At 64.4% G+C, this 23,423-nt stretch carries 17 protein-coding genes; 10 read left to right on the forward strand and 7 right to left on the reverse strand.

Annotation, left to right across the window (positions count from 1 at the left end):
• Positions 1–12 precede the first annotated feature (12 nt).
• Both BT115_RS15205 and BT115_RS15210 read right to left on the reverse strand, forming a co-directional pair.
• Positions 13–1,584 (reverse strand): winged helix-turn-helix transcriptional regulator, encoded by a 1,572-nt coding sequence (locus BT115_RS15205; protein WP_072323465.1) that lies wholly within the window; start codon positions 1,582–1,584, stop codon positions 13–15.
• A gap of 3 nt (positions 1,585–1,587) precedes the next feature.
• Positions 1,588–2,382, reverse strand: coding sequence for an undecaprenyl-diphosphate phosphatase (locus tag BT115_RS15210; RefSeq protein WP_218184767.1), 795 nt, complete (start codon positions 2,380–2,382; stop codon positions 1,588–1,590).
• Positions 2,383–2,531: 149 nt separating this feature from the next.
• On the opposite strand from BT115_RS15210, the gene BT115_RS15215 reads away from it, so the two are divergent.
• Genes BT115_RS15215 through BT115_RS15225 form a run of 3 tightly spaced genes read left to right on the forward strand, consistent with a single transcriptional unit; the run spans position 2,532 to position 6,931 of the window.
• Complete coding sequence (locus BT115_RS15215) at positions 2,532–4,049, forward strand: efflux transporter outer membrane subunit (RefSeq protein ID WP_072323467.1); 1,518 nt, start codon at positions 2,532–2,534, stop codon at positions 4,047–4,049.
• The gene (locus BT115_RS15220) at positions 4,046–5,377 is read left to right on the forward strand and encodes an HlyD family secretion protein (RefSeq protein ID WP_083527508.1); all 1,332 of its coding nucleotides are present in this window, start codon (positions 4,046–4,048) and stop codon (positions 5,375–5,377) included. The genes BT115_RS15215 and BT115_RS15220 overlap by 4 nt, the downstream gene beginning before the upstream one ends.
• A 3-nt stretch (positions 5,378–5,380) precedes the next feature.
• The gene (locus BT115_RS15225) at positions 5,381–6,931 is read left to right on the forward strand and encodes a DHA2 family efflux MFS transporter permease subunit (protein ID WP_072323468.1); all 1,551 of its coding nucleotides are present in this window, start codon (positions 5,381–5,383) and stop codon (positions 6,929–6,931) included.
• A gap of 186 nt (positions 6,932–7,117) precedes the next feature.
• Here BT115_RS15225 and acpA read toward each other — a convergent pair whose 3' ends face one another.
• On the reverse strand, positions 7,118–8,800 hold the full coding sequence (gene acpA, locus BT115_RS15230) for an acid phosphatase (RefSeq protein ID WP_072323469.1): 1,683 nt from the start codon (positions 8,798–8,800) through the stop codon (positions 7,118–7,120).
• A gap of 207 nt (positions 8,801–9,007) precedes the next feature.
• Complete coding sequence (locus BT115_RS15235; protein ID WP_072323470.1) at positions 9,008–9,928, reverse strand: LysR family transcriptional regulator; 921 nt, start codon at positions 9,926–9,928, stop codon at positions 9,008–9,010.
• Positions 9,929–10,027: 99 nt separating this feature from the next.
• Here BT115_RS15235 and BT115_RS15240 point away from each other — a divergent pair, with 99 nt between their 5' ends.
• From BT115_RS15240 to BT115_RS15255, 4 genes are all read left to right on the forward strand, one after another.
• Positions 10,028–10,285: a DUF1427 family protein gene (locus tag BT115_RS15240; RefSeq protein ID WP_255369451.1), complete on the forward strand. Its 258-nt coding sequence runs from the start codon at positions 10,028–10,030 to the stop codon at positions 10,283–10,285.
• Positions 10,286–10,385: 100 nt separating this feature from the next.
• Positions 10,386–10,934 carry an NADPH-dependent FMN reductase gene (locus BT115_RS15245; protein WP_072323471.1) on the forward strand — a complete coding sequence of 183 codons (549 nt, stop codon included), beginning with the start codon at positions 10,386–10,388 and terminating at the stop codon, positions 10,932–10,934.
• 205 nt (positions 10,935–11,139) lie between these two features.
• Positions 11,140–12,552, forward strand: coding sequence for a type I glutamate--ammonia ligase (gene glnA, locus BT115_RS15250; protein ID WP_072323472.1), 1,413 nt, complete (start codon positions 11,140–11,142; stop codon positions 12,550–12,552).
• Positions 12,553–12,828: 276 nt separating this feature from the next.
• Positions 12,829–13,983 (forward strand): OprO/OprP family phosphate-selective porin, encoded by a 1,155-nt coding sequence (locus BT115_RS15255; RefSeq protein WP_083527538.1) that lies wholly within the window; start codon positions 12,829–12,831, stop codon positions 13,981–13,983.
• A gap of 1 nt (position 13,984) precedes the next feature.
• Here BT115_RS15255 and BT115_RS15260 read toward each other — a convergent pair whose 3' ends face one another.
• The 3 genes from BT115_RS15260 to BT115_RS15270 form a co-directional block, all read right to left on the reverse strand.
• On the reverse strand, positions 13,985–14,761 hold the full coding sequence (locus BT115_RS15260) for a 3-hydroxybutyrate dehydrogenase (protein ID WP_072323474.1): 777 nt from the start codon (positions 14,759–14,761) through the stop codon (positions 13,985–13,987).
• Between the two features lie 84 nt (positions 14,762–14,845).
• Positions 14,846–16,321: an alpha/beta fold hydrolase gene (locus BT115_RS15265; protein WP_072323475.1), complete on the reverse strand. Its 1,476-nt coding sequence runs from the start codon at positions 16,319–16,321 to the stop codon at positions 14,846–14,848.
• 424 nt (positions 16,322–16,745) lie between these two features.
• The gene (locus BT115_RS15270; RefSeq protein ID WP_072323476.1) at positions 16,746–18,467 is read right to left on the reverse strand and encodes an alpha/beta fold hydrolase; all 1,722 of its coding nucleotides are present in this window, start codon (positions 18,465–18,467) and stop codon (positions 16,746–16,748) included.
• A gap of 372 nt (positions 18,468–18,839) precedes the next feature.
• Here BT115_RS15270 and BT115_RS15275 point away from each other — a divergent pair, with 372 nt between their 5' ends.
• From BT115_RS15275 to BT115_RS15285, 3 genes are read left to right on the forward strand one after another with little or no spacing between them, the layout of a single operon-like run.
• The gene (locus tag BT115_RS15275) at positions 18,840–19,604 is read left to right on the forward strand and encodes an ABC transporter ATP-binding protein (protein WP_072323477.1); all 765 of its coding nucleotides are present in this window, start codon (positions 18,840–18,842) and stop codon (positions 19,602–19,604) included.
• A 5-nt stretch (positions 19,605–19,609) separates the two neighbouring features.
• Complete coding sequence (locus BT115_RS15280) at positions 19,610–21,982, forward strand: ABC transporter permease (RefSeq protein WP_072323478.1); 2,373 nt, start codon at positions 19,610–19,612, stop codon at positions 21,980–21,982.
• 33 nt (positions 21,983–22,015) lie between these two features.
• Positions 22,016–23,392: a sigma-54-dependent transcriptional regulator gene (locus BT115_RS15285; protein ID WP_072323479.1), complete on the forward strand. Its 1,377-nt coding sequence runs from the start codon at positions 22,016–22,018 to the stop codon at positions 23,390–23,392.
• Positions 23,393–23,423: the final 31 nt, after the last annotated feature.

The raw sequence follows: 23,423 nt of genomic DNA on the forward strand, positions 1-23,423 counted from the left end.
GCCCTCGCCGCTTTAGCGGCTTCTACAAGGCAAGGGCTCCGATCGAGAAACCGTGGGGCACCACGGTGCCGCCTCGACGCGCTCGCGTTCCGCAGTGACCCGCCGCGCGATGGTCGCCAACACGGAGGCGAACGTGGGCTCCTCGGCGAGCGGCGCGAACAACGGTGAGGCCCGGAGATAGGCGGCATCGCGCCAGCCCTTGTCCACGGCATCGGCGATCGCGGCGATGGCACCCGCGCGATCGCCACTGGCCTGCAGCAGTAGCGCGAGTTCCAGGCGACTGGCTGGCCAGGGATCGGTCGCCAATGCAGCTCGCGTGGCCGCGATGCGCTCGCGTAGCCAGGCGGGATCCACGGTGTCGCCACCGTAAAGCACGGTCAGCGTCGCGGGCAGCGTGGCCGAGGGTTGCAGCGATCGTGCTTCGGCAAATGCCTTCGTTGCGGCTATGCGATCGCCACGCTGCAGCGCCAGCTCGCCTTCGAGTTGCGCCAGTTCGGCGCGAGTCGTGCCGCGCTTGCGCGCCTCCGCGAGTGCGTTGCGTGCTTCGTCGAAGCGGCCGTGCGCAAACAGGAACGCTGGCCAGCCGACGTTGCCGAACACATTGTCGGGCGCGAGATCGAACACGTGGCGATAGGCGGCCTCCGCGGCGTTCGTAAATCCGAGCAGGTCGTACTCGCGCGCGATCTGGACCTCGCGGAAGCGCACCTTCGAGGGGTCGCCATGCATGTCCAGGTTGGCGTGTAGCGCATCCGCCAGGCGACCTTGCTCTTGATACAGATACGCCGCCGATGCCCGGCTGTTGTCGTCGGCGGGATCGAGACGCACCGCGCGTTCGTATCCCGCGAGGGCACCCTGGATGTCGCCGAGGCAATCGCGCGCGTAGCCCAACGCCGACCATGCGGCGGCATGGTCCGGCCGCGCAGAAACCGCACGCGTCGCCAGGCGTAACGCCTCGCGCGCCTCGTCCGGCCCGGCGTTGTAGAGGCAGGTACGTGCGGCCCGCGTGCGGCTTGCGCCGGACAACGCCTCGACGTCGGCGGGCGCGTCCTGCAAGGCGCGGTCGTACAGGGCGAGCGCTCGCTCGTTGTTCTCGCGCTGACCCATGGCGCCATACCAGTGGGCACGATCGAGAACCTCGCGCTGTGCGCTCACGGCAGGCGCTTGTTCGCGCGCGAGAAAGCCAACCCCGACGGCGGTGGCGGCGAGCACGCCCACAGCCGCCAAGGCGGGCCAGAAGGCGCGACGTGCTGGCGCCGTATCGCCTACCGGCACGGGCATCGCGCCGAGCTGATAGCCGCGACTGCGCACCGTACGGACGTAGCGCGGCTGTCGCGCGTCGTCATCCAACGCCTGGCGCAGCAAGCGCACGCGCTGGGTCACCGTTTCCTCGTTCACGACGGCCGGTGCCCACACCTCGGCGATCAGTTCGTCGAACCCGACCACGCGATCGCCATGTGCCAGCAGGCAGGCAAGCAAGCGGAAACTCAGTCCCGTTACCTCGAGCCGCGTGCCCTCGCGTTCGACCTGCTGGCGCGCCAGGTCGATGGTGAGGTCGAGCAATCGGTAACGGGAGGCGCCCGTCATGCGTTAGCCGCCCGCCGGCAGGAGCAGGAGGAGGGCGATACCGAGCACGATCCGGTAGATGGCGAACGCGGTGAAACGGTGCGAGCGGATGTAACCCAGCAGCCACTTCACGGCGGCGAAGGCCACAACGGTGGATACCGCAAAAGCCACGCCGAGACCGGTCCAGTCCTCGCCCGCGGCGCCGCCATGCTGGAAGGTCTTGAGCAATTCGTAGCCCGTGGCGGCGTACATCGTGGGAATACCGACGAGGAAGGCGAACTCCGTCGCGGCGGCGCGATTGTTGGTGCCGGCAAGCATCGCAATGAAGATGGTGGCCGCCGAGCGAGACGTGCCCGGAAACACACCGGCCACGATCTGCGCCAGGCCGACCAGGATCGCGACCCTCCAGGTGATGGCTGCGCGTTCCGGGCGCTTCTCCGCCACCTTCTCTGCCAGGATCATCCAGATACCGCCGGCAATCAGCGCCCACGCGATCGGCGTCACCGTTTCAGGCAGCTTGAAGCCCATCTTGGTCACGACGAGGCCGAGTGCCGCGGTGATGAGGAAGGCCACGAACAGCTTCGCCACGTAGTCGCGCGTCTCCGGCCGGCGCCAGTTGATCACGAGGCTCCACAGCGTGCGCCAGTAGATGAAGGTGACGGCAAGAATCGCACCGGCCTGGATCGCCACGTTGAAGAGGTCGGACCGCCCCCCTAGCCAGCGTTCGGCAATAAGGAGATGGCCGGTACTGGAGACGGGCAGGAACTCGGTGATTCCCTCGACAATGCCGAGAAGAATGGCGCTGAGCAGATCGTTCACGGGGTGGGGACTTCCATGGAGGGACGACGGCATAGCTTGCCATGCACCATCACATCCCGCCCACGCAGGGCGCTGATATGTTCGCCGACGCAATCGCGGGCGGCACCGTGTAGCCGTCCGATCGCAAGAACTTTCCCTACGGACTTGCCATGGCGTTCCTTCCCCACCCGCCGGGCCGACACTTTCGTGGCCCGCGTGTCGCTGTTGTCGCGGCGCTGCTTGTGCTGTGCGGCTGCGCACCCCCGGTACGTCCACCGGCCTTCGTGCCGCGCGACGAGGTACCGCTCGCCGGCCTGCCGACGGGCAAGGCGGGCTGGCCGGCACCCGAGTGGTGGCGCCGCTTCCACGACGAGCAGCTCGACGGCATCGTGGCGCGCGCCATGCGCGGTTCGCCGAACATGGAACAGGCAGAGGCACGCTATCGCGCGGCCTTGCGCGCCGTGGACACTGCGAAAGCGGAGTTGAACCCGCAAGTGCGTGGCCTCGTCAACGGCGGGCACGGTTACAGCGATGTGGACGTGCGCGGCGAAGTGCCCGGCGCGCCGGGCAATGCGCAGGGCTTTCAGTTGAACCCGGGGCATAGCTGGAGCAACAGCGGTGTCGCTGGCGCATTGGCGACCTGGGATCTGGACTTGTGGGGCAAGCAGAAGGATGCCGTTGCCGCCGCGGTCGGCCAGGCACGTGCCGCCGAAGCCGAACGGGCGTCTGCCGCCGCCTCGCTGCAATACAACGTCGTCAATACCTATTTCGACTGGCAGGCGCAGCAGGCCCGCCTCGATGTGGCACGCCACGCCGCGCGTAACGCGGAGGAATACCGTGAGCTGGTGGCGCTGCGCGTGCACAGCGGTCTGGACGATCCGACGGCGCTCGATCAAGCGGACGCGCGGCTGGCGCAACTCCGCCGTTCGGTGGCGCAACTCGAGGGTGCGGCGCGTCTCGACCTGGCCCAGCTCGCGGCACTGGCGGGCGTGTCGCCTGACGACCTCGGCACATTGAAACCATCGCCGCTGCCCGCGGCGGACACCCACCTGCCGTCCGACGCGCGCCTGGGATTGTTGGCAAGGCGCCCGGACATTGCCGCGGCGCGCTGGCAGATCGAAGCCTCGGCGAAGAACATCGACCAGGCACGCAAGGCGTATTACCCCGACGTGAGCCTCACGGCGCTTGGCGCGTTCCTGCGCACGTATCCGGACCTCGGTTCGGGTACGCGCACCGACCTCACGCTCGGCAATGTCGGTGCATCCGTGCAGTTGCCCATCTTCAGCGGCGGTCGCCTGCGTGCGCAGTACGAGGGCGCTCAAGCCCAGCTCGATTCGGCGGTAGCGCAATACGACGCGGCGGTCGTACAGGCGGCGGGCGAGATCGCGCAAGGCGTCGCCACCTTGCAGACGCTCGACGATCAACGTGTGCAGGTGGATCGCCAATACGACGCCACGGCGGCCCAGAAGGCCAAGGCCGCCGACCGCCGCTCCAAGGGCCTCATCGACGACCGCACCTGGCTCGATGCCGACATGCAGCTCGACCAGCAACGCGACGCGCGCCTGCAACTCGCCAGCCAGATGCTTTCCGCGAACCTTTCCCTCATCCATGCGCTCGGCGGCGGTTACCACGCCGACGACCTGCCCGATCTACCGGCCGCCAAGGCCGGCGAGGATGCCACCCGATGACCGCCGACAACGAAAAGGACGAAACGAAGGAACGATCGCAGCGCGCCGACGAGCACGGCGACGAGACGAAGCGGAAGGATGCCGACAGCAGCAGCAAGCACGACCAGGACGGAAAGAACGATCAAGAAGACAAGGACGACAAGAAAAAGAAGGACGATCCCAAGGCGAAGCGCCGAAAGATCATCGTCCTCTCCATCATCGGTGCCGTCTTTGTGCTGGCCGGCTTGGTCTGGCTGCTGCTGTACATCTTCGTGTTCTCCCAGCGCGAGACCACCGACGACGCCTATGTGAAGGGCGACATGGTGACGATCTCATCGCGCGTCGCCGGCACGGTCGTGGAAGTGGCGGTGGAGGAAACCGAACGCGTGCATCAGGGTCAGGTGCTCATCCGGCTCGATCCGGTAGATGCGCGCGTGGCGCTGATGAATGCCGAAGGTCAGTTGGCGCAGGCGGTGCGCGAGGCGCAGGCACGCATGCAGCAGGCGAGCCAGGCGGACGCCGCCATACCCCAGCGCCGTGCGCAGTATGAGCAGGCACGGGACGAGTACAACCGCCGCCACCCCTTGCTGGAACGACGCGCCGTCTCTGCGGAAGAGGTGGATACCGGTCGACGCCAAATGCAGCAGGCGCTCGCCGGCTTGCAGGCGGCTGAGCGCGAGGCCGCGGCAGCCCACGCCCAAGTGGATGGCACCACCGTGGCCGACTTCCCCGCTGTGATCCAGGCGCGCGCGCAGTTCCGCAACGCTTGGGTGAACAACGGCCGTAACGCCATCGTCTCGCCGATCGAAGGGTATGCAGCGCGCCGGCAGGTGCAGGTCGGTCAGCGGATCCAGCCGGGACAGGACCTGCTGACGGTGGTGCCGTTGTCCGATCTCTGGGTGGATGCGAACTTCAAGGAAACCCAGTTGGAGCACATTCGCATCGGCCAGCCGGTGAAGATCACCACCGACATGTATTCGGATGTGGAGTACCACGGCAAGGTCGTCGGCTTGAACGCCGGTACCGGCAGCGCGTTCTCGCTGTTGCCAGCCGAGAACGCCACCGGCAACTGGATCAAGGTCGTGCAACGTTTGCCGGTGCGCATCGCGCTCGACCCGGAAGAGCTGCGCAAGCATCCCCTGCGCGTCGGCCTTTCGACTGACGTGAACGTCGATACCCATGACCGCGATGGACGCGTGCTCGCCGAGACGCCCCGCAACAAGCCGCTCGCTACCACGAACGTCTACGAGCAGGAGATGGATCGCGCCGACGCGCGCGCGGAGGAGATCATCCGGGCCAACACGGTGGACGTCACGCCACCGCCGCTCGCTTCACGTCGCGGCGGCTGAGCGATGGCGGAGGGAAACGCGCCGGCGCAGGGCAAACCGCCGCTGAAAGGTGGCGCGCTGGCGCTGCTTACCGCCGGTGTAGCGCTGGCCACCTTCATGGAGGTGCTGGACATCTCCATCGTCAACGTGTCGGTGCGCACCATCGCCGGCAACCTCGGCGTGAGCAGCAACGAAGGCACCATGGCGATCAGTGCCTATTCCATGGCGAGCGCCGTGATGCAGCCACTGACGGGATGGATCGCGCGACGCTTCGGCGAGGTGCGCACGTTCTCCGTCTCGGTGATGTTGTTCGTGATCTTCTCGGCACTGTGCGGACTGTCGCAGAGCATGACGATGCTCATCGTCTTCCGCCTCTGCCAGGGTGCGGTGTCCGGTCCGATGGTGCCGCTGTCGCAGACGCTGCTGCTCAATAACTACCCTGTAGCGAAGCGGCCCATTGCGCTCGCGCTATGGGCGATGACCGTTGTGGTGGCACCCGTGTTCGGTCCCATCCTCGGCGGCTGGATCACCGACAACTATCACTGGTCGTGGATCTTCTTCATCAACATTCCCGTCGGCGCCTTCGCGCTGATCATCACGTACGTCTTGCTGCGTGACCGTGAATCGAAGACGGCAAAGATGCCGATCGACGCGGTGGGCCTGGGGCTACTCGCCATCGGCGTGGGGTGCCTGCAGTTCATGCTCGACAACGGCAACGACATGGATTGGTTCACGTCCAACACCATCGTGGTGCTGGCGATCGTCGCGGTGGTCTGCCTCACTTTCCTGGTTGCATGGGAGCTGATGCACAAGAACCCCGTGGTGGAATTGCGCCTGTTGGGTCGGCGCAACTTCTTCATCGGTGTGCTCTGCCTGTCGCTGGGCATGTTTGCGTTCTTCGGCGGCACGGTGGTGATGCCGATGTGGGTGCAGGAAGTGCTCGGCTATACGGCGACCTGGGCGGGCTTTGTCGTCGCGCCGATCGGCTTGCTTGCCATTGTGCTGTCGCCGCTCGTCGGTGCATTCCAGAGCAAGTTCGATCTGCGTCTGTTGAATACGATCGGCTTCGCCATCTTTGCAGGCGCGTCGTTCTACATGTCCACCTTGAGCACGCTGGCGCCCTACGGTGAACTCGCTCTGCCGCGGTTATGCATGGGCGCGGGCGTCGCGCTGTTCTTCGTTCCGGTGAACCAGATCATCTTGTCCGGCCTGCCCGACGACCAGGTCGCGAGTGCGTCGGGTTTGTCGAACTTCTTCCGCACACTGGCGGGAAGTATTGCCACGGCGGTCAGTACGACGCTGTATTCGCATCGCACCACCTATCACCACGCCGTGCTGGCGGAGAATGTGAGCCAAGGCAGCCGCGCGACGAGCGAATATGTGGAGCGCTTCCAGTCGTTCGGCGTGCAAGGACCGACCGTAAACGCCGCGCTCAATCGCATCGTGGACCTGCAGGCCGCGACGCTCGCCGTGAACGATGTCTTCTGGATCTTCGGTTTGATGTTCGGCCTGGCGATGGTTGCCGTCTGGTTCGCGAAGCCGCCCTTTGCCTCGGGCGGCACGCCAGCGCACTGAGGCAACCCTCTATCGCCAGCGGGCTGGCTCCCACCCGGCAAGCGAATGCAGGTGTAGCGGGCCACCGTCGTCGGCAGCCATCCGTCCAGGCGGAACCCTGATCTCGGTTGGGATGCCTGTCTAGGATGGGAGCCGGCCTGCTGGCGATCCCGCGGCAGCGGGCAGGGTGCCGGCGTAGCAGCAGCGTCACGCCCTGCCCGAGAAGTCGAGCGTTTCGGTCAGATCGCCGGGCGCCGGTCCGCCCGCCGCCACCATGGCGTCCTCGCGGACTTTCAGACCCGGCAGTTTGTCCAGCTTGAATCGTCGCGTTATGAAGCGCGCGATGGAGCCCGTGTCGTAGATCGTGTGCTCCACGTGACCCTTCTTTGCAAACGGTGAGATCACCAGAGCGGGAATGCGCGTGCCCGGGCCCCAGCGATCGCCCTTCGGCGGTGCCACGTGATCCCACCAGCCACCATTCTCATCGAAAGTGACGATCACCAGCATGTTCTTCCACAGCGGGCTCGTGCGCAGCGCATGCACCACGTTCGCGATGTGGCGATCGCCCGCCTCCACGTCGGAGTAGCCGGCGTGCATGTTGAGATCGCCCTGCGGCTTGTAGAACGTGACCGGCGGCAGTTTCCCGGCCGCGACGTCGGCGAGGAAATGATTGGTCGCCGCGGTCTCACCCACGCCACCGTCGCGCAGATGACGCTTGCGTGCTTCGCTACCGGGCGCCAGCGAAACGAAATAGTTGAGCGGCTGGTGGTGTGGCTGGAAGTTGGGTGTCTGCGGGAAGCTGCCGTCGTCGTCATCACCCTTGCCATCGAGCGCAGCCTGGAAACCGCCGCCGTACCATGCCCAATCGACCTGCTTCGTGGAAAGCATGTCGCCGATGTGCTTGTGCGCCTGCGGCGGCAGGGTGTTCGGGCTGCTCGCATCGGCCAGCAGCGGGTTCTTCCTGTCGACATTGAAGCCGGGCGAGTAGGGCGGCCCGATCGTGTTGACCGCCCAGAAATCCGGCGTGAGCGTGTTGTGGTGCGCGAACTTCGGCTTGCCGTCCATCGCACTCTTCGGGGACTCGTCCGCCATCTTCAGGCGATGGTCCGTGGGCTCGCCGCTCTCGGTCACCGCGATATTGAACTGCGCGGGGCTCTTGTCTGCATTCGGATAGAACGGCGGTTGTGCCGCCACGAGGTACTGGTGATTGAGAAAGGAGCCGCCAAAGGCGCCCATGAAGAAGTTGTCGCAAAGCGTGAACTGTTCGGCGAGGCGCCATAGACGCAGGTGCACCGGCGCGCTCGCGTAGTAGCCCATGGTAAGCGCGCCATTGTCGCCCCAGGCGACGAAGCCGTCGTTCTTGCCGCCGTTGATCTGCAGTTGGTTGTTGTAGAACGCATGCACGAGGTCGCGCGTGACGACACCGTGCGGCAGCGGCGTGCCGTCACCCGTATGCAGTGCCCAAGGCGCGTTCGGAAGACCTGCGATGTCCTTCTCGCCGATCTTGTAGGTCTTGTGATCCACCACTTGCTCGTGCGGCACCATGCCGCCCCAGATCGGCGGCAGCGTCTTGAACGGCGTGCCGTCGCGATCGCGCTGGATCAAGCGCTCCGCGGGTACCGCGCTCAATGGCTGCTGCAGGCCGGGGAATTCGCCGAACAGGTTGTTGAAGCTGCGGTTCTCGGCATACACCACGACGACATGCTGGATATGTTTTTCGAGAAGTGCATCCAGCGCTTCGCCCTTGGGTGCGGGTAGGGGTGGATGTTCCGTGCCCGTTGCGCCTTCGGATAGGCCGCCCAGTGCCAGTACCGCACCGGTGGTCGCCATGCCGCCGAGCAGGCGTCGCCTGCCGGCATCGAAGGTGTCGTCGTCGTGCTTGTTCGTCATGCCACCGATCCGAGGAAAAGCGAGGGTCGCGGGCTAGGGGACGATTTCCACGACCGAGGACAAGGGCGAGCCGCCATGCTCGTCGAACGCTTTCATAGCCACGACATGGCTTACGCCCTTGTTGAGACTGCGCAGGGTAAACGAAGTGGGCTGATCTGCGAAACGTCGATACGCGTCGGACGCCATCCCACCGCCAGCGCAGCACACCTACTTGCGCAAGAACTTGGGGACTTCCGCGAGGAAGATATCCTTTGCCATCCGCAATCCGGTCTCACTGCCTGGGGATGTTTCGCGGGTCAGGATCACGACGCGCCATTTGGGAAGCGTCTTCCCCGCCGCCACAAGGCGCAGCGATCTGAGGGCATTCCGATGCGTCGAATAGGACGCCAGCTTCGAAGGCACGACGGCCACACCCAGACCGCTCGAAACGAACTGAAGCATGGTTTCCACGTCGTTGACCTCGTAGACGACCTCGTTCACCAGCCCATGCTCGTCCAGTATCCGATCGGTGACCTTGCGTAAGGTCCGCTCGGGAGACAGATGGACAAGGCGCTGCTCAGACAGCCGGTCGACGCGTAGATCTCTTCGTCCGGCAAGCGCATGCGACTTGGCACACACGACGACCAGCGCGTCCTCGATGAATGGTGTCACCTCGACGCCTCGCGTTTTCTCGTCGGGACAGGCGGGGTGAAAACTCAGATCGATATCGCCGGAAGCGACCAGCGCCGGGCCCTGCTTGCTGGTCAGGGAGCGCACGGTGAATTCGATACCCGGATAGCGCGAACGCATGCTCTCCAGGAGTTCCGGCAGGCGTATATAGGGCGCCAGGCTTTGCAGAATGCCGATGCGCAGTCTCCCCTGGACCACCCCTTTGAACGCACGCACAGCCTGGACGGCGTCGTCCAAATGCAAAAGCGTGGAACGTGCCTTCGCCACGAACATCTCGCCCGCGGGCGTCAGTGATGTCCTCCGCGTTGTGCGTTCGACGAGTTGAACACCCAGTTCGCTTTCCAGCTCCCTGACGGAGACGGATAAAGCCGACTGAACGATATGAACGCGTGCCGCCGCGGCGGTGAACGTGCCCTCGTCGGCGAGCGCGACGATGTGCTTCAGATGCCTGATGTCCATGCGCGTATCCGCCTCTCGTCGAACAGGTCGAGCCGTTGGCAGATGATAGCGAAATGAGAATGCACAGGCCGATATTTATCGCCTACGCAGATAAATCACATGCCGACAATGCGTTGGACGCTGGCCGGCGCGGTGACTAACGTCGTCAGCCATCAGCAGATGCCATGGATCGTCGCCATGAAGTCCTATCTCGTTTCGTTCGTCGTTGGCGCCCTCGTCGGTGTCCTGTACGCCGCGTTGAAGGTGCGTTCGCCAGCGCCACCCTTGGTCGCTCTCACCGGCCTGCTGGGCATGGTGCTCGGGGAAAGCGGTTGGGCGTCGGTCGTCGCGATCGTCAGGACGGCTTTGAAAGCCTGATGCCACACAATGCGGAGATGCACGTCGTGCTCGGCTTCATCGCTCCCGTCGAACGCGTGAGCTGACCGTGGTTCGTCATGATTTACCAGGAGATCGTCACATGAAAATCGTAGGTATGGCCGGAAGCCTTCGCGAGGGTTCCTACGCGAAGATGATTCTTGCGACGCTTTTCTCATTGGCTCCCGACGGAGCCACATGCGAAGCGTTGGACGTGGGGCAGCTGCCTCACTACAACCAGGACCTGGAGGACGGTGTTCTCCCCGATGCGGTCGTGCTGGCCCGGCAAACGGTCGAAAGCGCCGACGTGGTTCTTATCGTCACGCCCGAGTTCAACCACAGTGTTCCCGGGGTGCTGAAGAATGCCCTGGACTGGCTGTCACGACCGGCGTTCAAGAGTTGCATGGTTGGCAAATCCGTCTACTTCTGCACGTTCTCCCCAGGAGCCCTGGGCGGCGTCCGGGCACAGGCGCATCTCCGCGAGATCCTGGCGTCGATGCTCTGCAAGCTGCCGCCGCTCCGCGAGGTGGCGATAACGTTCGTACAGACCAAGGTGGACGGAAAGCGCCTGACCGACGAGGCGACCGTTCGTCACCTCCAACAGGCGCTCTCGCACTTCTACCAAAGCGAGGTCGAACCCGAGCGTGCCTGATCGTGGTCGGGCGCCGCAGGGTCAGGGCATTGCATGCCTCGATTGGTGCATGCGGTCGATAGTTGCACTCCTATGGTGCAAAATCGTGCATGTCATCCTGCGGGTCTATGATGCGCGAGCCCGGCCCGGCGCGCCCTTCATAGGGTGCCGCCGCTGGCACAGCGATTGCTAAAAGCATCCCGCCCCATACCCATTCGAGGTTTGTATGTCTGCCGCTTCCAAAGTGCTGAACCTGATCCAGGACGAGGAAATCGAGTTCGTCGACCTGCGCTTCGCCGACATTCTCGGTAAGCACCACCATGTCACGTTCCCCGCGCACGCCATCGACGAAGGCACCTTCGAAGACGGCAAGATGTTCGACGGCTCGTCGATCGCGGGCTGGAAGGGCATCAACGAGTCCGACATGGTCCTCATGCCCGACCCGGAGACGGCGCACCTCGATCCGTTCAGCGCGCACAAGCAGCTGATCCTGCACTGCGACGTGCTCGAGCCCAGCACCATGCAGGCCTATGGCCGCGATCCGCGTTCCATCGCGAAGCGCGCCGAGGCTTATCTGAAGTCCACGGGCATCGCCGATACGGCGTTCTTCGGCCCCGAGCCGGAGTTCTTCATCTTCGATTCGGTCCGCTGGCAGAACGACATGGGCCGCGTGTTCTACGAGATCGGTTCGGAAGAAGCAGCCTGGTCCTCGCGCTACAAGTACGACGGCACCAATACCGGCCATCGCCCGGGCGTAAAGGGCGGCTACTTCCCGGTCAGCCCGGTCGATAGCCTGGGCGACCTGCGCGCCGACATGTGCAAGGTGCTGGAGTCGCTCGGCCAGGTGGTCGAAGTGCATCACCACGAAGTGGCGAACGCGGGCCAGTGCGAGATCGGCACCCGCTTCAACACGCTGGTAAAGAAGGCCGACGAGCTGATGACGATGAAGTACGTCATCAAGAACGTGGCACACCAGGCCGGCAAGACCGTGACCTTCATGCCGAAGCCGATCGTCGGCGACAACGGCTCGGGCATGCACGTGCACCAGTCGCTGTCGAAGAACGGCGAGAACCTCTTCGCGGGCGACCTGTACGGCGGCCTGTCGCAGACGGCGCTGTGGTACATCGGCGGCATCTTCAAGCACGCCAAGGCCATCAACGCCTTTGCCAACTCCACCACCAACAGCTACAAGCGTCTGGTGCCGGGCTTCGAAGCACCGGTGATGCTCGCCTACTCGGCGCGCAACCGCTCGGCGTCCTGCCGCATTCCGTACGTGTCCAGCCCGAAGGGCCGTCGTATCGAGATCCGTTTCCCGGACCCGATGCAGTCCGGCTATCTCACCTTCACCGTGCTGATGATGGCGGGCCTCGACGGCATCCTGAACAAGATCGACCCGGGTGCTCCGGCCGACAAGGATCTCTACGACCTGCCGCCGGAAGAGGAGAAGAACATCCCGCAGGTTTGCGCGAGCCTCGACGAAGCCCTCGTTGCGCTCGACAAGGACCGCGAATTCCTCAAGGCGGGCGGTGTGTTCACCGACGACTTCATCGATGGCTACATCGCGCTGAAGATGCAGGAAGTGACCCGTTACCGTGCCAGCACGCATCCGCTCGAGTTCCAGATGTACTACGCGATCTGATCGATGACCCGACGGGGCGCCATGGCGCCCCCGCCGATCCGCTGGACCACGAAGACGCCCCCCGTTCGGGGGCGTCTTTTTTTGGCATGTCGCAGTGGCCGGCATCTATGTGAAGACAGCCACTTAAAGGCTCGCAAGAACCTGCCGATGACACTACCGTGACATGAGCGGATTCTCAGGCACGCACATTCTCGGGTTTCACAGCGCGGTGCCGACGAAGGCTCGCCAGTCAGGGGTTGCATCGTGAAGAAAACCATCCTCGGCGCCCTGGCGCTGATGGCGCCGGCTATCGCCACCGCGGCCGATGCGCCGCGCAACGATTACGACTGGCGCACCAACTGGCCAACGCACTACGTCTTCGCCGACGGCACCGATGTCGGCCTCTCGTTAAAGTACCAGTACGACCTGGATCGCTTTTCCGACGACCAGGGCGTGTACGAGAACGCGCAGACGAACCGCCGCAAAGAATTCGGCATGTTCATCCGCAAGAAGGGCGTCTACGACGGTACCGTTGTGTTCGACTTCCAGACCAAGACCTGGCTCGACGTGTTCTTCCGCGTGCAGAGCAAGGCGCTGCTTGGCGCTGACTACGGTGCGCTGCGCGTCGGTTTCATGAAGACGCCCGTGGGTTTCGAGGGCAATACCAGCACGGGCAGTACGTCGTTCATGGAGACATCGCTGCCGATGCAGGCGATCTATGCGAACCGCCGCCTCGGTATGGACTGGGCGCTGACCCGCAAGAACTACCTCGTCCAACTCGGCTATTACAAGGGCGGCAACCTCCAAGGCGATCTCGACGGCCGCATGGTGGCCGGGCGCGCCGCCTGGACGCCGTTCAATTCACCGGGCAACGTGTTGCATCTTGGCGGCTCCCTGTCGCGCGAGTCGCCGCAGGGAACGACCGACGGGCGCGGCCACTACAACCCGCCCAGCGTACGCTTGCGCGCGCTGCCCGAAGCCGGCCTGATCACGCAGCGCCTGGTGGATTCCGGTGCGTTGCGCATCGCCGAGCATGTCGATCGTCGCGGTCTGGAAGCCCTATGGATCGGCGGCCCCTGGTCCGTGCAGAGCGAGTACCTGGATGCCAAGGTCAAACTCCGCGAGCGGCCGGCGTACGACGCCCGCGGCTGGTACGCCTACGGCAGCTGGGTCATGACGGGCGAGTCGCGTGGCTATTCCGCAGGCAACGTGTCCGATGTGGTGCCCAAGAGCCCCTGGGGTGCGTTGGAATTCGTGCTTCGCTATAGCACGCTCGACCTCGACGACGGCACCACGCATGGCGGCACCGAGAGCGACTGGACGCTGGGCGCGAACTGGTACCTCACCAAGTTCCTCAAGCTGCAGGCGAACTACGTGCGCGCGACCAGCGATCGTCGTGACCTGCGCATCGATCCACATATCTTCGAGATGCGCGCGCAGATCATGTTCTGAGTCACTGCATGTGCCATCCATGACTGACCAGCAGCGACTGGCCCGTCAGCGCCTGTGAACCGAAGCCGGCGAAGAACAGCGCGGCATTGGCGATGTCTTCCAGGGTGGTGAACTCACCATCGACGGTATCGCGCAGCATCACCTGCTTCACGACCTCGTCGTTGCTGATGCCGAGTTCGTTCGCCTGTTCGGGAATCTGTTTCTCCACCAATGGCGTACGCACGAAGCCCGGGCAGATCACGTTGGCACGTATGCCGTGCGCTGCACCTTCCTTGGCGATGACGCGCGCAAGCCCGAGCAGGCCGTGTTTCGCCGCGACGTAGGGTGCCTTGAACTTCGAGGCGACATGCGAATGCACCGAGCCCATCAGGATCACCGAACCGCCGCGGCCGCTATCGATCATCTGCCGCATGGCGGCGCGGCTGGTGAGAAAGGCGCCGTCCATGTGTACGGCCAGCATGCGCTTCCAGTCGGCGAACGACAGGTCAACCAATGGCGAGATGATCTGCACGCCCGCGTTGCTGACGAGGATGTCGACGGGTCCGAGGTCACGAAGCGTGCGCGCGAAGGCGGCTTCGACCTGCGCCTCGTCGGTAACGTCCATGGCGATGCCGATGGCCCCCTGGCCGATCTCGGCAGCGGCGTCCTCCGCGCGATCCGCAGCGATATCGGCGATCACCACGCGCGCGCCCGCTGCCGCGTAGGCTTCCGCGATGGCGCGGCCGATGCCGCTGGCCGCGCCGGTAACGAGGGCTACTTTGCCCATGAGGTCGTTCATGCTGATGGTCCGTCGGATACCCACACCGATTATGCGTGGCGTGGGCCGCCGTCGGCCATGGTACGAAGGTACGGGGCCGCTCCGTCAGCTGTGACGAAGACGCTGGAGGAGCACCTTACGCCTCTCGTCGAGGTCGGGCTCGTCCGCTCGACCGCTGTGTTGTTGTGGCTTGCGTGGTTCGTAGGCGCAGTGGGTCTCGCGCTCCGCAGGCAACTCGCCCGTGAGCAGGAAATGGCCCACCGAATGCTCGACGCATGGCGTGGCGGAGGCGCCGAAGATGCCGTGACCGGCCATGCCGTCGGCAACCACCATGGATGCTCTCGGCGAGGCGACGAACGCCTTACGTGCAAGCGCCAACGGTGTTGCTGAGTCGAATGCGGCGTGGACCATGAGGAAGGACGGGGCGTCTTCCCGGCCTGGCAGCCGTGGCTGGCGGCGCGAGGAGGGTTCCCAGTGATGGCAGACGAGACCGGCATCGATGCTCTCCCCGGTGCTGGTGGGAAACGACGTAGCCCAGCCACGGGCGCGCTCGCGAAGCGCAGGGAGCGTGCGATGCCATGGCGTATCGCCGCAGATCACGGCGTAATACACGGGTCGACGGATGATCTCGGCCGGTGCGTCGGCTTCGAGGGCGTCGATCAGCGATACGGCAGCGGTCCGGATATACCGGTTGACGGCCGTGTGGATGCTGAACGGGCGGCTATCGATGTGCTGCCTCATGAAGTCGACGGTTACCTCGTCGTCGGAAACGGCCCGCGATGCCATGACCAACGCGGCGGACAATGTAGCCGGCTTCGAAATCAGAGGACCCCAGGCTTGTCGCGCCTTGCCGGGCATGCGCATGAAATGCCGCAGCACAGCGTCGGGGTCTGTGCCGAGTCCGTAGCGCACGTCGGAGACCGCTGGAATCAGAGCTCTGAGCATGAATTGTTCGTGGCGTTCTCGAGGCGTCTCGTCGAACTGCTCTTCGAACGTGGCGGTAAAGTTCATCGATGAATCCAGGACCATGCGTCCGGTACGCATCGGATAAGCCGCCGCATATAGCGCTCCGACGCGAGCACCGTAAGAGACGCCGAAGAAGTTCATTCGGGTTTCCCCCAGCGCCATGCGTGCGCGTTCCATGTCATGGACGTGGTCCAGCGTTCCCAGATAAGGCATCAGTCGATCCGCGCAAGCGCTCGCACGGGCCGCGGCATCGTCCACGAAGATCCGCCAGGCGGCGTTGTTTCGGTAGATCGATAGATCGTTTCCGTCTATCCCTGTGGGCGCGACGGGCTGGCATCCATACCAGGTTCCCCCGGCTAGCCCCCGGGGTATCACCGCGACCAGATCGTAGCGATCGGCGAGGCGTCGCTTGTCACCGTCCAGCGGATCGTCCTTCGATGCGGATGACCACAGGTAGGCGGTGTCCGGAAGGAAGTTCACTGGCGAGGCGCCCGGCCCACCAAAGTTGAAGAACAGCGCGCCCTGTCGCTCCGATGGTTCGCCAGCCTTGATGCGGATCAACGCCACGGCGATGTCGCCTTCGGCGGAATCATCGTAGGCAAGGGGCGCGGTCATGATCCCGCATTCCAAGCGTTGGCCCCACACGGGTTGCCATACCGGGTCGACGAATCCGGCGGGGCAGGGGGACCATGCGATGCGGGGTACCGTGTCGGCTACGGTTGCCGTCGCCACTCCTGCATGGCTGCCGGCAACGCACAGGATCGCCATGGGAAGAAATCCGCGCAGGCGGGACGAATGACGTTTCATCGTGGTGCTCCGTGGTTGGGAGCAGCCACGCTAGGCACTGTGTCCGCACCACACGAGCGGCTACCGGTGCCGCATCGTGTAGGGAAAGCGCATGAGGTGGCAGTGCGCCTGGAGTAACGCCTTACTCCAGGCGCGCTTCGCTATCGTTTCGCGTGGCGGGTCGAATGCTCACGCCGATTACGTGTGGCGTGGGCCCAGACGAAACATCGTACGAAGGTCCGGGGCCGGTGCCTCAGCTGTGCCGAAGACGCTTGAAGAGGATCTCCCGCCGCTCTTCGGGATCCAGTCCGTCGGTACGACCGCTGCGTGCCTTGGGCGTGCGGGGTACGAAGGTACAGTGAGTCTCGCGTTCCTCAGGCAGCTCACCCGTGAGCAGGAAATGACCCACCGATTGCTCGACGCACGGCGTGGCGGAGGCGCCGAAGACGCCATGGGCGACCATGCCATCGGCGATTACCATATGGGCGCTTGGAGACGCAGCGAACGCCCTGCGGGCGAGGGCCAATGGCGTCGCCGGATCGAACTCGGCATTCACGATCAGGAAGGGTGGGGCATCGGCCAGTCCAGCCAGTGGCGGATGGAAGCGCGGCGCTGTCCCCCAGTGATGGCATACGAGGCCGAACCTTACGCTGACCAGGCTCGCGGCAGGATAGTCCTTGAGCATGGACTCGGCCTTGGCGCGAAACTCCGGCAGCGTCTTGCGCCACGGAGTGTCGCCGCAGATGGTAGCGAAATACACCGACTGGCTGTTGGCGAATTCGTCGGCAGAGGCACCGTACGTCGACTGGCTGAGGAGATTCCGGCCGGAACGCGCCAGATGGGCCGCCGTTCGGGCCAGCTGCGTCGCAGCATTCCTGATGGCATCGCTGATGCTCGGATCGGCGCTGAAATGGCGTCCTTGCAGCCGATACATCAGGTACTCGGGGGTTACGTCGGGGTTGGCGTAGAACCATGGGGCCATGATCAGCGCTGCTGTCAGATCCGCGGGGGTTCTGAGCATCGGAACCCACAATTCGAGGACGTGCGGGGGCATACGCATGACCTTTTGCAGGATGGCCTGCGAATCGGTTCCGAGTCCGTAGCGTGGATCGGCCGCTGCAGGCAGGACGGCGCGCTGCATGAACAGGTCTTGGCTTTCGCGCGCCGAATCGTCGAGCTGGTTCTCGAAGGTTCCTGCGTAATTCATCGAGGAATCCAAAACGATCCGTCCAACATGTTGCGGATAGGTCGCCGCATACAGCGCGCCGACCCACGTTCCGTATGAGATGCCCAAGAAGTTCATGACCGGCTCGCCCAAGCTGAGTCGCGCCCGCTCCATGTCATGCACGTGATCGAGCGATCCGATGTAGGGCTTGAGCTCATTGGGGCATGCCCTGGCCTCGGCTGCCTTTATGCTCACGAACCACTCCCAAATGGCGTCGTCCGGATTGATGGTGGGGTCGTGTGACCGCGCGGCGGTATCGGATACATCGGATACGGGCGCGCAATCATACCGGTCACCGAGACGTAAGCCGCGAGGCACGACGCCGATCAGGTCGAAGTGATCGGCAAGGCGCCGCTTGTCACCATCCAATGGATCGTCTTTCGACGCGGACGACCACAGATAGGCGACGTCGGGGAGAAAGTCGAGGGGCGAAGCGCCAGGACCGCCAAAGTTGAAGAACAGCGCACCTTGGCGTTCCGACGGTATGCCTGCCTTGATGCGTATGAGTGCCGTGGCAAATTGGCCGGTCGCGGAGCCGTCGTAGGCAAGCGGGACCGCCATGATCCCGCACTCCATGCGCTCGCCCCATATGGGCTGCCAACCGGGAGCGACGAAGCCAGCGGGGCACGGAGACCATATGATGCCGGGCGGCGCATCGGTATTGGCTGCTTTCGCCGCGCCGGGGTGTATGCCGGCGAGGCTCATGAGCGCCAGGGCGAAAAAGGCGCGTGGATGCGGTGGATGCTTCATCGTAGTGCTCCGTTAGAGGGGCCACTACGCTAAGCAGTGCGTCGGGGCGGGACGATCGGTCGCAGGCGCAGCGTGGCGTAGGGCGTTGGCGCGCCGGACGGTGCCTCGACCTGGTGGTTCACATCCCGCAGACCTTTCTTATTTGATGCTTAGCTCCGGGGCAGGCCTGGCGAGGTCACGGTCACCTGTAGGGCTCTGTCGCGAGCCGTTCCCAGAACGCGAAAGCGGGTCGCTCGTCTGGGCCAACGGGGAATATCGCTATGCCTTTCCGGCAGTTTGCGGCGCTTTGCGAATCGGGATGAGTTCGCTGCTGCCGACGGAACGGTCCCCTGCGCTAGGCTCGGTCCATATCCTTTCGCGTGGAGTCGCGCGATGCAGGCAGTAACCAGGCCCGTGCTCATTGAGCTGCGTGGCGTTGGCAAGTCGTATGCCGTGGGGGCGATCGAGTGTCAGGTACTCACCGACGTTCATCTGAGCGTGCGTGAGGGCGAGTTCGTTACCATCGCCGGGCCATCCGGCTGTGGCAAGACGACCTTGCTGTCGCTGATGGGATTGCTCGACGTACCCACGCATGGCGAACTTCGCTTCGCTGGCGAAGCGGTGGCGATGCTTGGACGCGCACAACGTGCGCTGCTGCGCAATCGCTATGTCGGCTTCGTGTTCCAGGGTTTCAACCTAATTGAAGATCTCAACGTGGCGGACAACGTGGCATTGCCGCTGTCCTTTCGTCGCGACATGTCGGCGCGTGAGCGACGCCTGCGCGTGATGGAGGCACTGGCGAGCGTGGGAATGACGCACCGCATGCGGCACTATCCCAGCGGTCTGTCGGGAGGGCAGAAACAACGCGTCGCCGTGGCGCGGGCGGTCGTGGGCGATCCGTCGGTCATTCTCGCTGACGAACCGACGGGCAATCTGGACACGCAGAATGGCGACATCGTCATGGCTCTGCTGAGTCAGTTGCACGCTTCGGGGCGCACCATCTGCATGGTCACCCACGAGGACCGTTTCAGCGCCAGGGCCGATCGCATGGTTCGCCTCCTCGACGGTCGCGTCGTCGACGAAAGCACCTACCAGCAGCGCCGCAGCGAGGCGGATTCGGGTCTGGACGAACGTCGCTTCAGTGAATCGATACTGTGAACCGGATGGCTGACGCAGCTCATGCGCTGCGGGAGCTGCTCAGGCACCCGGGTTTCCTCGTGCTTGCGTCGAGCACTCTGGCCATCGGCACGGCCGCGTTGCTCGGTGCGCTCACGTTGCTTGATGCACTGCTTCTGCAGGCACCGCCGTGGCCGAACCATGCGGCCGTTGCGATCTACGGAGGGCGCACAGGCGGCGACCCCATGCGTGCCGCGTCACCCAAGCTCTACGGCACCGTAGGTCAGCCACCCGGCGTGTTGTCGCGGGGCATGGCAAACATGCCGGAGACCGTGAACGTTCGTCTGGGGGGCCACGAGGGACTTCTGCGCGCGCAGCGCGTGACGCCGGGCTTCCTGCCCACCCTCGGCGTGATACCAACTTTGGGAGGCATGCAGAGCGCCTCGATCGGCAACGGTGACGTTCTGGTGTCCGATGCGTTGTGGCGTGCGTGGATGGCCGGCACAAAGGACGTCGTGGGACGTCTCGTTACCGTCGATGGCCAACGGATGCGTGTTCGCGGCGTGCTGCCAGCCGACTATCGTTTCTTTGCCCATGTCGACCTCCTGCTACCGCTGTCATCTGGAAACAATGCCGACACGGATGAAAACCTGACAGCTGTAGCTCGCCTCGCGCCGGGGTACGACGCGGAGACATTTTCCGTGCAGGTCGCGCGGACGGTGGAAGACGCTGCGGACGACCTCAAGCTGCAGCGCGTGGACTTGCCATGGTATGGCGCGACGGCGATCGACGATCTCGTGGCACGCGCGGCGCGCACGCGACTATGGGCGTTCACGATCTGCGGTCTGCTGGTTCTGGTGGTTGCAGCCGTGACCCTCGCGCAGTTGATGCTCACACGCGCGCTCGACCGTTCGCACGCGACTGCATTGAAGATGGTGTTCGGCGCAGGGCGTTGGCAGGGTTGGTCGACTAACCTTGCCGAAGCGTCGATCATCGGACTGGTCGCGGGCATGATCGGCTTGCCACTGGGCATGGCGTTGGTCGGTCTCTACAGGCCGTTCATTCCGAGCGAATGGCTGAACTCGGCGCTGCCGCTGAGTCCGCGTTGGTGCGTGCTGTTGCTGACTTTGGCGGTGACCCTGGTGGCGGCATGGGTGGCGAATCTCGCGGGCGCACTGAATGTATACAGGGCGATTCTGCTCCGCGAGCGCACCGCCATGATTGGCTTCGGAGGCACGGGACGCTGGCGGCGTATTCGCGCCATGATGCTCTTGACGCAAGTCGCACTTGCGACCTGTCTGCTGGCGCTGGGCGTAGCGGCAACGGAGCGGTCCTGGCGCCTGACCCACGCATCGATGGGCTTCGACAGCGACAACGCGATGGTCGTCGAGCTACTCCCGCCCGTCGCCGATTATCCGGCGCGCACCGAACTGGTGAATCTGCTGTACGACCTGCGCGCCAGTGTCTCGGCATCGCAGGGTGTCGACCACGTCGGCTGGTCCACGCAGCTGCCCGTGGGTCAGGGGCTTGCCATGCCGTTCCGGCGACCGGATGGTCAGTACGCCTACGTACGCTACGTGCTGCTCACAGCGGGTGCGGCGCAGGCGTTGGGCATGCACAAGGTTGCAGGGCGCTGGCTCGATGAAGACGATCGCCCCGATACCTTGCGCGTGGCTCTCGTGAACGAGGCCTACCTTCATCGGATCGACGCCGTCGGAATCGGCGGCGCGGTTCGGCAGGGCGGGTCATCGGCACCACCGGCGCGAATTGTCGGTGTGGTCGAGGACACTTACGCCGTAGCCGGGCACGCCGCAGAGCCGACAGTATTTCTCACATTTTCCCAGGTAGATGCACCGTCGCTTGCGCGCGTGCGTGCGCTGGCGCCGCTGTACGCGATCGTCCGCGGCTCGGAGGCGAGCGCGGCAGTCCACGACGTATTGCCCCGTTGGGCGCATGTCATCGCACCTTCGCTTGCCGTCGCTCCGGCGCGCTCGCTGGATGGGGCCGCCCGACAGGCCACAGTCGCCTCCCGGCGTGACGCCTTGCTGTTCGCCACGTTGTCCTTGTTGGCTGTCGGCCTCGCGGCGGTCGGTCACTATTCGGTGCAGTCGGTGGAAGTCGCCACGGGACGCTCGGCGATCGCCTTGCAGGGGGCCCTCGGAGCCACGCCAAGGCAACTCCTCTTTCAGGTCGTTCGGCGAGGCGGATGGATCGGGCTTATGGGCACCCTGCTTGGGTTGTCCGCCGTGCTCGTGGTTCAGCAGTCGTGGTACGCAGAGTTCCACGGATCGGATGCGGTGGGACCGGCGGCGATCATGGCGGTCGTGGTCGTCATGCTTGCCGTCACGCTTTCCTCAGTCCTTGTGCCGGCGCGGCGCGCGGCGGCGGTGGAGCCCTGGTGGGTCTTGCGTAGCAGTTGAACCCGTCTGCTGCGACATCAAATAGGTGGCGTTATGTTGAGAAACAACGAAGATGCCTGGCCGGTCCTGGTGGTCGACGATCACCCGGACGTCCGCCTGGCATTGCGCGTTCTCCTGCGTTCGGAGGGGCTGTCCTCCGTCGAGGTAGGCACCGCGGAGGCGGCGATCGATGCCGTATCGCGTCAGGACTTCTCCTGTGCAGTACTCGACCTCAACTATGGCGCGGATACCACATCGGGTAACGAAGGGCTCGATCTGGTAGCGCGGATACGGATGGAAACGCCGGATCTGCCGATCATTGCGATGACGGCGTGGGGAAGTATCGGCCTCGCGGTCCGGGCCATGCGGATCGGCGCGGCCGATTTCATCGAGAAACCCTGGAACAACGCGCACATGATCCACACCGTGCGTGCCCAGATCGCGTTGCGCAGCATGTTCGACGAGAATCGCCGTCTCCGTGCCGAAGCGCTTCTGTCCCGGCAGCCGGGAGATATGCTGCGGGTCTGTGAATCTTCCGCCATGCGCCATGTTGTCGATCTGATTCGGCGCATCGCCAGCGGCGATGCCAATGTGCTGATCCTCGGCGAGAACGGCACCGGGAAGTCGCTCTTCGCACGGGAAATCCACTTACTGTCACCGCGTACGGACTTTCCGGTGATCCGTGTCGACATGAGCACGCTTCCCGATTCGCGCTTTGCCGAAGAGATGTTCGGTGAAGAGAAACCGCAACCGTATCCGGGGAAGTTCGAACTGGCGCATCGTGGCAGCCTGATCATGGAGGAGATCGGAGCCATCCACCCCGCACAACAAGCGAAACTGCTGCGTGTGGTGGAAGAGGGCGAACTGGAACGAGGCGGCACCATGCGGACGCGTCGCGTGGACGTCCGGGTGATCTCTACCACGAACATCGACCTCGATACGGCCGTTCGTACGGACCGCTTTCGTCGCGATCTGCTCTACCGCCTCAATGCCATGCAGGTTCGCTTGCCGCCACTCCGCGAGCGGCCGGAAGACATCGTGCCCTTGGCGAGGCATTTCTTGTTGCGCGAATGCAAGCGAATGGCGCGTGGTGCCATGACACTCGCCCCATCGGCCGAACGAGCGCTGCGCAGCTACGACTGGCCGGGCAACGTACGCGAACTGGAGCACGCGATAGAGCGTGCGATCCTGCTCGCGGGTCACGATCAGATCGACGCCGAGTCGCTTTCGCTGCATCGACGCACCGACCTTGCGGTGGTCCTCGACTCCCTGACGTTACCCGAAGCCGAGGAGTTGTTGATTCGACACGCTCTCGAACGAAACGACCACAACCTGCAACGCGCGGCCGATGCGCTCGGCATTTCCAGGCAAGCGTTGTACCGGCGCCTGGAGAAACACCGTGCGCGCGCCGGCTTCGAGCATATCGGTTGAGGCGCCGACGCCACAGACATCGGTAGCCAGT

The sequence above is a fragment of the Luteibacter sp. UNCMF366Tsu5.1 genome (assembly GCF_900119235.1).
Classification (GTDB): domain Bacteria; phylum Pseudomonadota; class Gammaproteobacteria; order Xanthomonadales; family Rhodanobacteraceae; genus Luteibacter; species Luteibacter flocculans.

Coding starts and splice junctions, on each gene's coding strand:
- BT115_RS15205 (WP_072323465.1), bottom strand. CDS start 1,584: ATGACGGGCGCCTCCCGTTACCGATTGCTCGACCTCACCATCGACCTG.
- BT115_RS15215 (WP_072323467.1), top strand. CDS start 2,532: ATGGCGTTCCTTCCCCACCCGCCGGGCCGACACTTTCGTGGCCCGCGT.
- BT115_RS15220 (WP_083527508.1), top strand. CDS start 4,046: ATGACCGCCGACAACGAAAAGGACGAAACGAAGGAACGATCGCAGCGC.
- BT115_RS15225 (WP_072323468.1), top strand. CDS start 5,381: ATGGCGGAGGGAAACGCGCCGGCGCAGGGCAAACCGCCGCTGAAAGGT.
- acpA (WP_072323469.1), bottom strand. CDS start 8,800: ATGACGAACAAGCACGACGACGACACCTTCGATGCCGGCAGGCGACGC.
- BT115_RS15235 (WP_072323470.1), bottom strand. CDS start 9,928: ATGGACATCAGGCATCTGAAGCACATCGTCGCGCTCGCCGACGAGGGC.
- BT115_RS15240 (WP_255369451.1), top strand. CDS start 10,028: ATGCCGACAATGCGTTGGACGCTGGCCGGCGCGGTGACTAACGTCGTC.
- BT115_RS15245 (WP_072323471.1), top strand. CDS start 10,386: ATGAAAATCGTAGGTATGGCCGGAAGCCTTCGCGAGGGTTCCTACGCG.
- glnA (WP_072323472.1), top strand. CDS start 11,140: ATGTCTGCCGCTTCCAAAGTGCTGAACCTGATCCAGGACGAGGAAATC.
- BT115_RS15255 (WP_083527538.1), top strand. CDS start 12,829: ATGGCGCCGGCTATCGCCACCGCGGCCGATGCGCCGCGCAACGATTAC.
- BT115_RS15260 (WP_072323474.1), bottom strand. CDS start 14,761: ATGAACGACCTCATGGGCAAAGTAGCCCTCGTTACCGGCGCGGCCAGC.
- BT115_RS15265 (WP_072323475.1), bottom strand. CDS start 16,321: ATGACCGCGCCCCTTGCCTACGATGATTCCGCCGAAGGCGACATCGCC.
- BT115_RS15270 (WP_072323476.1), bottom strand. CDS start 18,467: ATGAAGCATCCACCGCATCCACGCGCCTTTTTCGCCCTGGCGCTCATG.
- BT115_RS15275 (WP_072323477.1), top strand. CDS start 18,840: ATGCAGGCAGTAACCAGGCCCGTGCTCATTGAGCTGCGTGGCGTTGGC.
- BT115_RS15280 (WP_072323478.1), top strand. CDS start 19,610: ATGGCTGACGCAGCTCATGCGCTGCGGGAGCTGCTCAGGCACCCGGGT.
- BT115_RS15285 (WP_072323479.1), top strand. CDS start 22,016: ATGTTGAGAAACAACGAAGATGCCTGGCCGGTCCTGGTGGTCGACGAT.